This is a genomic window from Corallococcus aberystwythensis (assembly GCF_003612165.1).
Classification (GTDB): domain Bacteria; phylum Myxococcota; class Myxococcia; order Myxococcales; family Myxococcaceae; genus Corallococcus; species Corallococcus aberystwythensis.
The window spans coordinates 1-12,489 of record NZ_RAWK01000281.1 but is presented as its reverse complement, the minus strand read 5'-3'; the positions used below and the strand labels follow the sequence as shown (position 1 = coordinate 12,489).

The following is a 12,489-nucleotide window of genomic DNA, read 5'->3' as shown; positions in this document are numbered from 1 at the left end:
GCCCAGGCCACGCCCCGCCCGGTGCCCAAGCCCCAGGCGGAGCGCCCTCCGCCGGAGTCGGAAGCGCTCTATGTGGCCGCAATCCTTCGGGATTCCCGGCTGCTCGCCCGGGACACCTTCCGCGTATGTGATGAACTGTCCCACATGGGACTGCGGATGCTGCTGGCCCAGGCCACGTCCGGCCAGGGGCTGGAGGAGGCGCTCTTCGAGGCGACGGAGGTCGTCAAGCGGACGCTCCTGGAGGCCGGCCGCCGGCTCTCCCCCGGGGGAATGGAGCTGGAGACGGAGTTCATCCTCACGTGCCGCGACATCATGGTGCGGCGTATCGACGAGCGGCTCGTTTATATAAAGCGAGCGACGGAACAGACTCCGGGCGCTTTTGATTTGACAGAGGAGACGCGTCAGCTCCTGTCCGAGCGCAAGGAGCTGCTGTCGCTCCGTAAGCGCGTCCTGGATGAGCTGAGGCCCGCTTCCTCGGCAACGGGAACAAAGGCACCAATGCAACCGGTTTGAGTTCGCGTTTGTAAGAAAGCTCGACTTTGCGGTAGATCGGCCGGCTCGCCCAGGCCAAAGCACCTGATTTTCTTAAGGAGAAGTACCCGAATGCCGACGCAGAAGCCCCCCAAGGCATCCGTGAAGCCCACCAAGAAGAAGGTGGACCCGGTGATCCGCAAGAAGAAGGCCCCGGACAGCCCTGCGGCGAAGGTCACGAAGGCAGCGGAGCCTGACGAGACGGAGCTGGTGGCGAAGGAAGCCCCCTCCGAGGCGCCCGAGAAGATCAAGAAGAAGAAGGGCGTCGCCGCCATGGCCGACGACGTGGACCCCGAGGAGGCCGCGGAGGAAGCCGCCGCCGCCGTCCAGGTGGACCCGGACGCCGTGGAAGACGACGTGGAGGAGGATCCCGTCGCCGAGCGCAAGGAAGTGAAGGACCTGCTGGCCGCGGGCCGCGAGAAGGGCTTCCTCACCTATGACGAGGTGAACGACGCCCTCCCCGCCGACATCGTGTCGTCCGATCAGATCGACGACGTGATGAGCATGTTCGGCGACAACGACATTGAGATCGTGGACGCGCAGAAGGCCGCGCAGTCCAACGAGATCAAGCCCACCGTCGCCGTCGAGGAAGAGAAGGAAGACCAGGACGAGGACGAGAAGGACGAGGACGACGAGCCGGGTGGCAAGTCCAACGACCCCGTCCGCCTCTACCTGCGCAAGATGGGCAGCGTCAGCCTCCTCACCCGCGAGGGCGAGGTGGAGATCGCCAAGCGCATCGAAGAGGGTGAGAAGGAAGTCCTGCGCGCGCTGCTCGCCTGCCGCGTCGCGGTGGCGGACATCCTGGACATCAGCAACCGCCTGAAGACGGGCAAGCTGCGCGTGCGCGACGTCATCAAGGACGCGCCCGAAGAGGCCCAGTCGGAGAACGCGGAAGAGCCCGCCGAGGAGGCCGCCGAGGGCGATGCCCCCGCGCAGCTGGCGCAGAGCGAGCTCAACAAGATCGAGCAGATCTCCAAGCAGATCGAGCGCTTCCGCAAGTTCGCCAAGGACTGCGAGGTCCTGGAGGAGGAGCTCTCCGGGAAGAAGAAGCTCACCGAGGTCCGCAAGAAGGAGCTCAAGCAAGAGGTGAAGGACCTCCGGACCAAGATGATGGAGGTCCTGGAGGAGATGCGGCTGAACAAGAAGCAGGTGGACCGCATCGTCGTGAACCTCAAGGGCCTCATCGAGCGCGTGGAGAAGGCCGAGGAGGAGCTCGGGGACCTGGAGCGCCGCTACGGCGTGGTGATGAAGGACCTGCGCCCGCAGCTCAAGGAGTCGCGCGAGAACCCGAACATCGCCAAGAAGCTCCAGAAGCAGCTCAACTTCACGCCCGAGCAGCTGGAGGTCCTGGACCGCGACGTGCGCACGGCGGTGCGGAAGATCAAGCGCGTGGAGGAGGAAGCCAACCTCCCCGTGGACGCGCTGCGCCGTAACTACGACGCCATCCGACTGGGTGAGAAGCGCGCCGAGCGCGCCAAGAGCGAGCTGGTGGAGGCGAACCTGCGCCTCGTGGTCTCCATCGCGAAGAAGTACACGAACCGCGGCCTGCAGTTCCTGGACCTCATCCAGGAGGGCAACATCGGCCTGATGAAGGCGGTGGACAAGTTCGAGTACAAGCGCGGCTACAAGTTCTCGACGTACGCCACCTGGTGGATCCGTCAGGCCATCACCCGCGCCATCGCGGATCAGGCCCGCACCATCCGCATCCCGGTGCACATGATCGAGACCATCAACAAGCTCATCCGCACGAGCCGCTACCTCGTGCAGGAGATTGGCCGCGAGCCGACGCCGGAAGAGATCGCGGAGAAGATGGAGCTGCCGCTCGACAAGGTGCGCAAGGTCCTGAAGATCGCCAAGGAGCCCATCTCCCTGGAGACGCCCATTGGCGAGGAAGAGGACAGCCACCTGGGCGACTTCATCGAGGACAAGAGCCTCGTGTCGCCCGCGGACGCGGTCATCAACATGAACCTGGCCGAGCAGACGCGGAAGGTGCTGGCCACGCTCACGCCGCGCGAGGAGAAGGTCCTGCGCATGCGCTTCGGCATTGGCGAGAAGAGCGACCACACACTGGAAGAGGTGGGCCAGGACTTCGAGGTGACGCGCGAGCGCATCCGCCAGATTGAAGCCAAGGCGCTGCGCAAGCTGCGCCACCCCAGCCGCTCCAAGCGCCTGCGCTCCTTCGTGGAGAGCTGACGCAGGGCCGTTGAGCTGATTGGATTCGAAGGCCTCCGTTCCCTCCAGTGGACCGGGGGCCTTCGTCGTTTTGACGTCCCCTTGGAGGCACGCCGTGGCCGCGAAGAAGCCCGCCGAGAAGCCCCTCCCCTTCTCCGACAGCGTGATGAAGCAGGTGCGCTCCATTCCCCGGGGCGAGGTGCGCTCGTACGCGCAGGTGGCCATCTACGCGGGAAGGCCGGGCGCGGCGCGGGGCGTGGGGCGGGAGTTGAAGCACCTGCCGGGGCAGGCCACGCAGGTCCCCTGGTGGCGGGTCATCCGCTCGGACGGGACGCTGGCGCCCCCAGTGGCGCACGAGCAGGCGAAGCGCCTGCGCGCGGAGGGCGTCATGGTGGACGAGCGGGGGCAGGTGTTCCGCGTGGTGAAGAAGGACAGCAAGGCCTGACACGCGGCGGCGCTTGCCAGGCGCGCGCGGGCGGAGAGATAGTCCCTTCCGCGTCTGGCGTCAGAGCATGAGGGCCCTTAGCTCAGCGGTTAGAGCTGTCGGCTCATAACCGATTGGTCCCTGGTTCGAATCCAGGAGGGCCCAACCTCTTTCCTCAATGCTCTCGCGCCCCTGAGGGGCCTTAACGGCCGGATGCAGCGTGTCGGCGGACCGCTTCAATTCATCACGCGGCGAGCCATTCTCCGCAGCCTTAGCGGAGCCTTTCGATGCGTCCGTCCTCCTGGACCCGGTAGAGGCGGGTTCCGAAAGCGCACCGAGCGTCGGTCTCACCGTCCCTTCCCGCAAGCAGCAGCCTGCCGAGCGAGTCGTGCCCGTACGCATACATGTCTCCCGGAAACCCGATGAAGGGCTCGAGGCGCCAGCGCCCTCGACCCTCATTCACCAGCCGGCTGAACCCCCAAGTGCCTCCTCCCAGGCTGACAGAGAGCAAGAGCCACTGGCCGCTGGCTCGCACCAGGCGGCGCGGACGGGGACCCACCACATCCACAGAGAAGGTTCTTCGGCCCGACTCGAAAACAGTGAAGTCACCTCCCCATTCGCCACGGTCCACAGCGCGCATACAGGTGTTGCCGACAGCCACGGCGAAGGAGGCAACCTCCAGGCCGGGCACACTGCGACAGGCCCCGGCGGATGCGGCCACCACCCCGTGACGATCGCCGTCCGTGGGCGCGAGCGGGAAGACCCCGTCCTCGAGGTGCGCCCTCATCCAATCGTCGCTCTCGCGTAGCACGGCGCAGTCCGGCGTTTGAACCCAAACACGCTCTCCGGTGGGCTGCCATTGGTGGGCTTGATCCCTCTCGCCAGTAGAGGAGGCACATGCGCCGAGGAGCGCGGCGAGCGTCGTCGTCAAGAGCGCACTCGCCTTGCTGCCCGGGAGCTTGGTGGAATTCATGGAGCGCCTCGCTTGGGTCCCTGGTTCAAATCCGGGAGGGCCCACTCTCCCCTCACCTTCTGCCTGCCGCATCAGGAATCTCCACGGAGGCGCCGGGGCTTGGATTTACCTCCGCCGGGGAGCGCATCTCCCTCCCATGAACTGTTGAATGAACCAGTCCTCCGTCTCCGCGAAGGCCGGATGCGAGGTCAAGCTCTGGGCAGGCCAACGCCAGATGAAGCCATGGCGCGGAAAATAGTTCCCCAGGCTCGAGATGGGAGGAAACCGTGGGTCGTCTTGATCTCGAACAAGGTGCCATCCACATGAGGCCCTCCGCCGCAGGATGGGCAATCCAACGTCGAGCGCACCATGCCCGGGTTCCCCGAACGCGAACCATCCCCCATTCAGGGGATGGCTTGGCATCATCCAAGACAGGCGAGCGGATGAGCACCCGGAACTGGAACGGGTGCCCGCGGCGGAACTCCTTGTCGCAAAACCTGGCCCACTCGTTGCCCTCCTTGAAACGTTCGACCTTGGCTCCCCGGCGCATCCCTTCAATCTTGATGACGTGCTCGCCACCCTGGGCCTCCCGATGGAAGTCGACAGGTCATCGAGCCGGGACGGCGTGGAACGCGTCAGCGGACAGGGTGGGAACGGAGTGCAGTGGCATGTGACTACGCGCTCCGGCGCCAGCACGTCGAAGACAGGCGCGGTGCCCCCTTCCCGCATGGGAGCCGCGTCACGGAGTCACTGACTCGCGTCGCCGGCTCCCGGGTGGCTTGCCCGTAAATGGAGCTCGGGGGACAATTCATGACATGGGTTGCTTCTTCTGCGATCAGGGACTCTGTGTCGACCCGACTCATGAGGTCGTCAAGACCGTCACCTTCCCGTCCTTGACGTCCGGACGCTCCCTCACGCCGCAGGGTTCCTGCGTGTTCTGCGGGCTGGGCATCTGCCAGGACACGTCCCACCAGCCACTCTCCAGTTCCCAGGATTCCGACTCCCCGGTGCCCATCTGGGACGTCCGGAACAGCTCCGGCAGGGCGCTGGCTCCCCCGCTTTCCTTCAGGCCCGTCACCCAGCAAGCGCCCCGGTTCGAGCGGGCGAGCCCGCCACGTGAGCCGCCCATCCTGATCAACGGCGTCGACCTCGAGGTCGCCCTCACGACGCGGCTGCATCCGAGCCCGGACGAAGAAGCGCAGATCATGTCGCGAATGATTGGCGCGGACATCGGCACGAGGAAGCGGCACGCGATTCCCAAGATCATCCACCGCTTCTGGACGGGCGGCTCCATCCGGAAGGCCGCCCTCACCGGCCTCATCGAGGATGGCGATCTCGCGACCCAACATGGCTGGCGTTCCTACCTCTGGTACTCGGAGACGATTGAAGGGCTTCTGGAAAAGAAGCTCGGCCTCGATACACAAGTCCGCGATTCGCAGCGCATCGCCCTGCGGATGGCGGGCTACACCGTCTGCAGCCTGGAAGAGGTCCGGGAGATCGGGCTTCGCACCCAGCTCCACCACTTTGGAACATCCGCGGGGATGACCTGCGCGCAGGGCGGCGGCTGGGATGAAATCAAATACTTCTCTGACTTCGCCCGCCTGGCCTACCTGTTCGCGTTTGGGGGCATCCACATCGATATCGACATGCGGCTGGGCGATATCGATCTGTCCAAGACCTATTATCACAACGACGTGAATGGACAGATTCCACTGCTCGGCACGCTCGCCCGAGACAGCCGGGACGTCGAAGTGGGCAAGCACCTCAGGGTCCTGAAATCGCTGAAAGGGCAGCTCCGCGTGCCCTGGCTGAAGTATGAGGACTCCGTGCGGTTCCTGGTCGAGCGGGCGGTGACTGGCGCGGGGATGTTCAATGCCTTGATTGCCTCTCGCCCGGGCACGGGCCACCTGGCGCTCGCGCTCAACAAGTATTGCGAACAAAGCGATGTCATCAGCGGCATGGCCTTGCAGAAATACCTCCTGCTGGGGCAGGCGGCGGTCCATGGCAGCCGAGGGTTCCAGCAGGCCGCCGTGCTCACCGTGCCCCCCTATCTGCTGCGCCTCGACCAGCTCACCGCGGAGAGCGACCTGTAGCAAGGAGCCACCGCGCTGCTCGCGGCGCCGAAGCGCACGCCGAGGTTCCGAGGACGGCCGCGGCATGGGGAGAGTTGGCTTCGGGCCCCAGGAGGTACTTCTCTCCCTGGTCCAGTCCCATCTTGACCAGCGGCGCCTCGGCGCAGGCGAGAAGCCTCAAGGGGGCTGGACCTACCAGCTGGGAACCGGCACCCCCGGCGAAAATGAGAGCCCAGAGGACCACGAGCCCGATGACGCCCAGGATGACCAGGCCCACCCACGGATTCTCCCCGGCCAGAAACACGTGCTGGGGCTGCTTCGGGTTGTAGAGCACCTCCAGCGTGTCTCCGTGCTTGAACAGGCCGGCCCTGCCCGTGTGGATTCCGATCTCCAGAGGCTCTTCGTCGGGCGGGCGGATGAGCACCCAGAGCCCGAACAGGTACCTGCGGAGGAACTCCTTGTCGCGCGCCATGGCCAGCTTGTTGCCCTTCTGGAAGTAGTGCTCGAAGTCCTCCCCTCCCGGGACCCAGCTCACCTCGGCCGGCACCCGGAAGGCGCCTCGCAGGAAGCGCTTCAGCTTCAGCGACTGGTAGGCCGCTACCGCGAGGAGGGCCACGCCGGGCAGGAACATCCAGCGCATCCCTCCGGACTCGGCGGTGGCGAGCAACGGCCCCGGGTCAGACATCACGAAATGAAAAGCGATGGCATGGCGGAAGTGTCAGACATCCCTGGATTCAAGACAAATCCTATCACGCCGGGGGTGAGCCCCGTAGCGCGGCGGGTGCGGCCCGGTTCTCATTGACCCGGATTGCGCTTCCCGCCTGCGTCCCGGATGCTCCCCGCCAGCGGTACGACGACAGGGATGGGGATGCACGGACAGAGACGAGGGGGGTTGGGGGCGCAATGCCTGCTCACCGGTTTGGTGGTGTTACTCACGGCGGTCGGCTGTGGTGATGCGCCGGAAGCGCCGGGCTCCGAGGACACGCGCGACGCGCGGCTCCTGGGGACGGGGGCAACGCCGCCAGTACCGGAGCGGGTGGTGGACATCTGGCCGGGGGACTCCGACTCCAACCCCACCTCCCTGACGAACGTCAACGGCACGCTCTACTTCGAGGCGACCGAGTACTACTACGGCGGCGAGCCCTGGAAGAGCGACGGCACCGCGGCGGGCACCGTTCGCCTGCGGGACATCTCCCTCGGTTCCGGCTCGGGGCCCACGTCCTTCACGGCGGTCGGCGGCACCGTGTACTTCAGCGCCGACGATGGCTGGAACGGCCGGGAGCTGTGGAAGACGAACGGCACCGAGGCCGGCACCGTGCTCGTCAAGAACATCTACGTGGGATGGCCAGGAGAAGGGGCCACCAGCCACTCGAACCCGTCCTGGCTCACGCCGATGAACGGGACGCTCTATTTCGCCGCTGTGGACAACAGCCTGACTGCCCGGCCCTGGAAGAGCAACGGGACCGACCCGGGGACCGTCTCCGTCCAGCCCTACACGGGGACCGGGGCGGGGACGTCCTCCTGGTTCACGAACCTCAACGGCACCCTCGTCTTCGTGGCGAGCACCGTCAACCTGGGCTTCGAGCTGTGGCGGAGCGACGGCACCTCGCCCGGCACCCAGCTCATCAAGGACTTCAATCCTGGAAGCGGCAGCTTCGTCCCTCCGTACATCCCACCGCTGCTCACGGTCTCGAATGGCTCCATCTTCTTCAAGGGCGATGACGGGGCCTCTGGCTTCGAGCTTTGGAAGACGGACGGCACCGCGGCGGGCACCGTGCTCGTGCGGGACATCTATCCCGGTGCCGGGGGCTCCCATCCCTCCGAGCTCGTGGATGTGAATGGCACGCTGTTCTTCATCGCCACGGACGCCGCCGGTGAGGAGCTGTGGAAGAGCGACGGCACCCCGGCTGGCACCGTGCGCGTGAAGGACATCTGGCCCGGGAACTGGATGTCCTCGCCGTCCTCGCTCACCGCCGTGGGCAACACCGTCTATTTCGTCGCCGATGACAGCGTCAGCGGCAGGGAGCTGTGGAAGACGGATGGCACCGAGGCGGGCACGGTGCGCGTCAGGGACCTCCGCCCCGGTACCGTGAGCCCGTCGCTGAGCTCGCTCACCGCCGTGGGCTCCACCCTCTTCTTCGTGGCCGATGACGGGGTCAGCGGCAAGGAGCTGTGGAAGAGCGACGGCACCCAGGCAGGCACCGTGCGGGTGAAGGACATCTGGCCCGGTGCCCTGGGGTCCGCCCCTTCGTCGCTGGTCAACCGCAACGGCGTCCTCTACTTCGCGGCGGACGACGGCGTGTACGGCCGGGAGCTGTGGAGGAGCGATGGCACCGACGCGGGCACCGTGCTGCTGCGGAACATCCACACGACGCCTCGCGATTCGTACCCTGCGTTCCTGATGGACCTGAAGGGCACGCTCGTCTTCACGGCCACCAATGCCGTGTATGGCCTGGAGCTGTGGAAGAGCGATGGCACGGTGGCGGGCACCGTTCCCGTCAAGGACATCAACCCCGGCCCCGCGAGCGCGTCTCCGAAGGCATTCGCCCGGGTGGATGACACGCTCTACTTCGCGGCGGACGACGGGACGAGCGGTGTGGAGTTGTGGAAGACGGACGGCACCGCCGCGGGCACCGTGCGCGTGAAGGACATCCATCCCGGCGCCGCGAGCTCGCTGAACCTTTCGGACGTGGTCCTCGCGCGGGTGGGGCGCACAGTCTACTTCGCGGCGGAGGACGGGGTCAGCGGCAAGGAGCTGTGGAAGACGGATGGCACCGCCGCGGGCACCGTGCGCGTCAGGGACATCCGCGCCGGGGCCACGGGGTCCTTCCAGGGCACTCCCGCGTTTGGCAGCGTGGGCGGCACGCTCTACTTCGGGGCGAACGACGGCACGAGCGGCGTGGAGCTGTGGAAGAGCGACGGAACCCAGGCGGGCACCGTACGCGTGAAGGACATCTATCCCAGCGCCGCGGGCTCCTCGCCCATGCGCTTCGCGGACGTCGCGGGGACGCTCTTCTTCATCGCCTCGGATTCCACCTCCAGCTACGAGCTGTGGAAGAGCGATGGGACGGAAGCCGGCACCGTGCGCGTGAAGGACATCTGGCCCGGGCCCAACTTCTCGTTCCCCGACAACTTCCTGGTGGTGGGAACCACGCTCTACTTCACGGCGGAGGACGGCAGCTCCGGCCGTGAGCTGTGGAAGAGCGATGGGACCGAGGCCGGCACCGTGCGGGTGCGGGACATCGCTCCGGGCGCGGCGAACTCCTATGTCTTCGGGCTCACGTCCTACAGGGGACGGGTTTTCTTCTCCGCCGAGGATGGCGTCAACCGCGCGGAGCTCTGGGCCACGGATGGGACGGAAGCCGGCACCGTGCGCGTGAAGGACATCTGGCCCGGGGCCCCGGGCTCAAGTCCTCAAAGCCTGCAGGTCATCGCAGACACGCTGATCTTCAATGCCTTCACCTCCTCCGCCGGAGGCGCCGATGTCTGGCAGACGGATGGGACCGAGGAGGGGACGCGGCTGCTCCTCGACATGCCGGGGACGGGCACCGGCCGGCCCAGCGGGTTCCTCCTCCTGGGGGACACGCTGTACTTCCAGGGCAGTGACGGCACGCATGGGTCCGAGCTGTGGCGCGCGCGGCAGGTCCTCGACGTGACGCCTCCCACGGTGACCTGCCCCACGTCCGTGATGGCCTCGGCCACCGGTCCACAGGGCGCGCTGGTGGGCTTCCCCGCCGCGACGGCGAGCGACGACGGCCCGGCCAGCCCGGCCTTGAGCTACAGCCATCCGAGCGGAAGCCAGTTCCCGCTGGGCGCCACGAGCGTCACCGTCACGGCGCGGGACGCGGCCGGCAACAGCGCCACCTGCGCCTTCCTGGTGACGGTGCGGGACACCACGGCGCCGGACCTCGTCTGTCCGGCGGACGTGACGGCGCTGGCGAAGGGTGACGATGGCGCGACGGTGGACTACCCGGCGGCCACGGCCTCGGACGCCGTGTCCTCCGCGACGGTGGCATACAGCCAGGCCTCCGGGACGACGTTCCCGGTGGGGATGACCGTTGTCAGCGTCACGGCCACGGATGATGCGGGCAATGCGTCTTCCTGCACGTTCCCGGTGACGGTGACGGACACCGCGCCACCGGCCATCACCTGTCCGGAGGATGTCTTCGCCGAAGCGGCCAGCGCCGCGGGCGCCGCGGTCCCCTACCCTCCCGCAGCCGCCACGGGGACGGGGTCGGTGACGTACAGCCACGGGTCCGGCTCGGCCTTCCCCATGGGGGCGACCGTCGTCACCGCGACGGCGCGCGACGAGCGGGGGCGCAGGGCCACGTGCGGCTTCACCCTCACCGTGCGGGACATGACGCCGCCCACGCTGACGTGCCCGGCGAACCTCATCGTCGAGGCCACGGGGGCGGACGGCGCAGCCGTGGACTTCCCGGAGGCCACCGCGGCTGACCGGGTCTCGGAGTTCGTGACGCTGAGCTCCAGCCGCGCTCGCGGCTCTGTCTTTCCGCTCGGGGTGACGGCGGTCTTCGTCCGCGCTCGGGATGACGCAGGCAATATGGCGGCCTGCTCCTTCCGCGTCACCGTGCGACGCACCACCGTCACCGGGACGGCGGTGCCCCTTCGCGGGCCTCCGCCGTCCCTGACGGCCCCTGCGTCAGGCGTTGACGCCGCGAGTGCCCTTGCGCCGGCGCAGCGTCCAGCCCAGCGCCAGCACTGACCAGAACGGCCACGCCTCTGGCGCCAGACCCACGCTACAGCCGCCGCCGGAGTCGTCCTTGTCCCCGGCGGGCGGCTGCTGCGTCACGGCCGGCTCCACCTTCACCTGGAAGGTGCACCGCGCCTCGTTCCCCGAGGCGTCCTTCGCCGTGACGCTGACCGTGGTGTCCCCCACCGGGAAGCGCGTGCCGGAGGCCTGGCTGTAGGTGGGAACGACGGCCCCCCCTCGCTCGTCGTCAACGGTGGCCGCAGCGTAGGTGACGTCCGCGCCGACATGGCCGTCGAGGCCCGCCTGCTCCAAAGTCTGTCACGCCACGATCGGGTGGCCCTCGCGTCCCTGCTGCAGAAGCTCGGCCTGAGCCTGAAGACAACAGAGCCCGAGGAGTGATGCAAACACTTGGGCCCTTCCCTCACTTTAGGACGGAGACAGGAAGCATCCTCGCTAGGATTGCCGCCTCCACGACCTGTCGGGCCTTGAGCAGATTGACGAAATCATCGCTGACGGAGTGGTCTCGTGACTCCGCCGCATGCTCCACCAGCATGTCACGGAGCTGCCGGGCTTCGTCGTGCTCCAGAAGTGCCACCAGCATGAAATAAACGCCGCGGAAGCGGGGATCCCCAACGTGCGCACTGACCCTGGTGTTCTTCACCCCAAGAAAGGTCTGGGCAATGAAGAACTCCTGAATCTTGTCGTGCCGGAAGTGCCATTCCCGCCGCTCCTTTCCATCAGGCCCAGCCCACTGTCGTCGAACCACCATCCTGCACGACTCCAGCCGAAGAATTTCCTTACCAAATCGCTCCTCGGGCAACGAGGGCGAGCCGTTCAGCCGCATCTGGTAGGCCTCTTCGGAGAACGACGTCAGCGGGAACTGCGAGAGGTAGATCTCCCGATACGACGAGGCCATCGTTTCATATTGCTGCCAGCGCAAGCGGAAAAGGTCTGGCGTCTGACGCTCCGCCAGCATCTGAGCGATTACCGAGAGATCCATGGGATTCGAGAGAATCTCCGCCATGGCGCGCCTCAGTTCGTCCGGCTCACTTGAGTGCAAGGACCGCCGGACAAACTCACGGCACGCTTCACGATACTCGGCCCCCCGGAGATGCTGGGCGTCGGAGTGTAAGGGCTCTCGGCTTACCAAGAACTGCTCTATCGCAGCTTCCGGGAGCGGTTGAAGGACATACAGACGCGCTGTCGCGGGTGGCACCCACTCCAAGCGCTGAGTCGCGATGAGGATGTTCCCCTGATAGTTCCGCTCGACGAAGTGAACGATCCGCGCGCGGGTGTCCGCAGCCACCTCATTCAATCCATCGATATAGATATCCAGAGCACCACTGTAGATGATGCTTTGCAGGAACGCGATATCCTTGGCATGCCCCTCTAGCTTTGACTGAATGGCCTCGACCACCCCGTTCCTGCAGCTCTCAGCGGAGAGGAAGACGGACAGCCGATCCGAACCATGCATCAGGTACTTGATGAACAGCGTCTTGCCTAGGGGCTGTCCCTGATCTCCGGCCCGAAAATCAACCTGGTGGATCAAACACCCGAGTTGGACCCAACTTCAGAAGGTTGCCAGTCAGCGTCGGACGTGATCAACGCTGGCTGTGCGCCGACATGA

The 12,489-nt window shown here is 66.4% G+C and carries 7 protein-coding genes, 1 tRNA gene and 1 pseudogene; 6 read left to right on the top strand and 3 right to left on the bottom strand.

Annotation, left to right across the window (positions count from 1 at the left end; genetic code table 11):
* From D7W81_RS33970 to D7W81_RS33945, 5 genes and pseudogenes are all read left to right on the top strand, one after another.
* A pseudogene (locus D7W81_RS33970) lies at positions 1-513 on the top strand (DNA primase); the annotation flags it as partial.
* A 90-nt stretch (positions 514-603) separates the two neighbouring features.
* Positions 604-2,724 (top strand): RNA polymerase sigma factor RpoD, encoded by a 2,121-nt coding sequence (gene rpoD, locus D7W81_RS33965; protein ID WP_120559553.1) that lies wholly within the window; start codon positions 604-606, stop codon positions 2,722-2,724.
* Between the two features lie 94 nt (positions 2,725-2,818).
* Entirely contained in the window at positions 2,819-3,148 is a 330-nt protein-coding gene (locus D7W81_RS33960) for an MGMT family protein (protein WP_120559552.1), read from the top strand.
* A gap of 71 nt (positions 3,149-3,219) precedes the next feature.
* Positions 3,220-3,292 (top strand) — tRNA-Ile (locus D7W81_RS33955).
* A 1,602-nt stretch (positions 3,293-4,894) separates the two neighbouring features.
* Entirely contained in the window at positions 4,895-6,172 is a 1,278-nt protein-coding gene (locus D7W81_RS33945; protein WP_120559550.1) for a glycosyltransferase family 32 protein, read from the top strand.
* Here D7W81_RS33945 and D7W81_RS33940 read toward each other — a convergent pair.
* On the bottom strand, positions 6,150-6,836 hold the full coding sequence (locus tag D7W81_RS33940; RefSeq protein ID WP_147445718.1) for a DUF3592 domain-containing protein: 687 nt from the start codon (positions 6,834-6,836) through the stop codon (positions 6,150-6,152). The two genes, D7W81_RS33945 and D7W81_RS33940, sit on opposite strands and share 23 nt — an antisense overlap.
* Positions 6,837-7,043: 207 nt before the next feature.
* Between D7W81_RS33940 and D7W81_RS33935 the strand changes: the two genes are divergently transcribed.
* The gene (locus tag D7W81_RS33935; protein WP_158621746.1) at positions 7,044-10,874 is read left to right on the top strand and encodes an ELWxxDGT repeat protein; all 3,831 of its coding nucleotides are present in this window, start codon (positions 7,044-7,046) and stop codon (positions 10,872-10,874) included.
* Here the strand turns inward: D7W81_RS33935 and D7W81_RS33930 are convergent.
* Positions 10,812-11,174 (bottom strand): HYR domain-containing protein, encoded by a 363-nt coding sequence (locus D7W81_RS33930; protein WP_120559547.1) that lies wholly within the window; start codon positions 11,172-11,174, stop codon positions 10,812-10,814. The two genes, D7W81_RS33935 and D7W81_RS33930, sit on opposite strands and share 63 nt — an antisense overlap.
* Positions 11,175-11,283: 109 nt before the next feature.
* Positions 11,284-12,411, bottom strand: a complete 1,128-nt coding sequence (locus D7W81_RS33920; RefSeq protein WP_120559546.1) for an NACHT domain-containing protein — start codon at positions 12,409-12,411, stop codon at positions 11,284-11,286.
* Between the last annotated feature and the right edge of the window lie 78 nt (positions 12,412-12,489).

Bases quoted from the DNA above. Each gene is read 5' to 3' on its own strand.
- rpoD (WP_120559553.1), top strand. From the start codon at position 604: ATGCCGACGCAGAAGCCCCCCAAGGCATCCGTGAAGCCCACCAAGAAG.
- D7W81_RS33945 (WP_120559550.1), top strand. From the start codon at position 4,895: ATGGGTTGCTTCTTCTGCGATCAGGGACTCTGTGTCGACCCGACTCAT.
- D7W81_RS33940 (WP_147445718.1), bottom strand. From the start codon at position 6,836: ATGTCTGACCCGGGGCCGTTGCTCGCCACCGCCGAGTCCGGAGGGATG.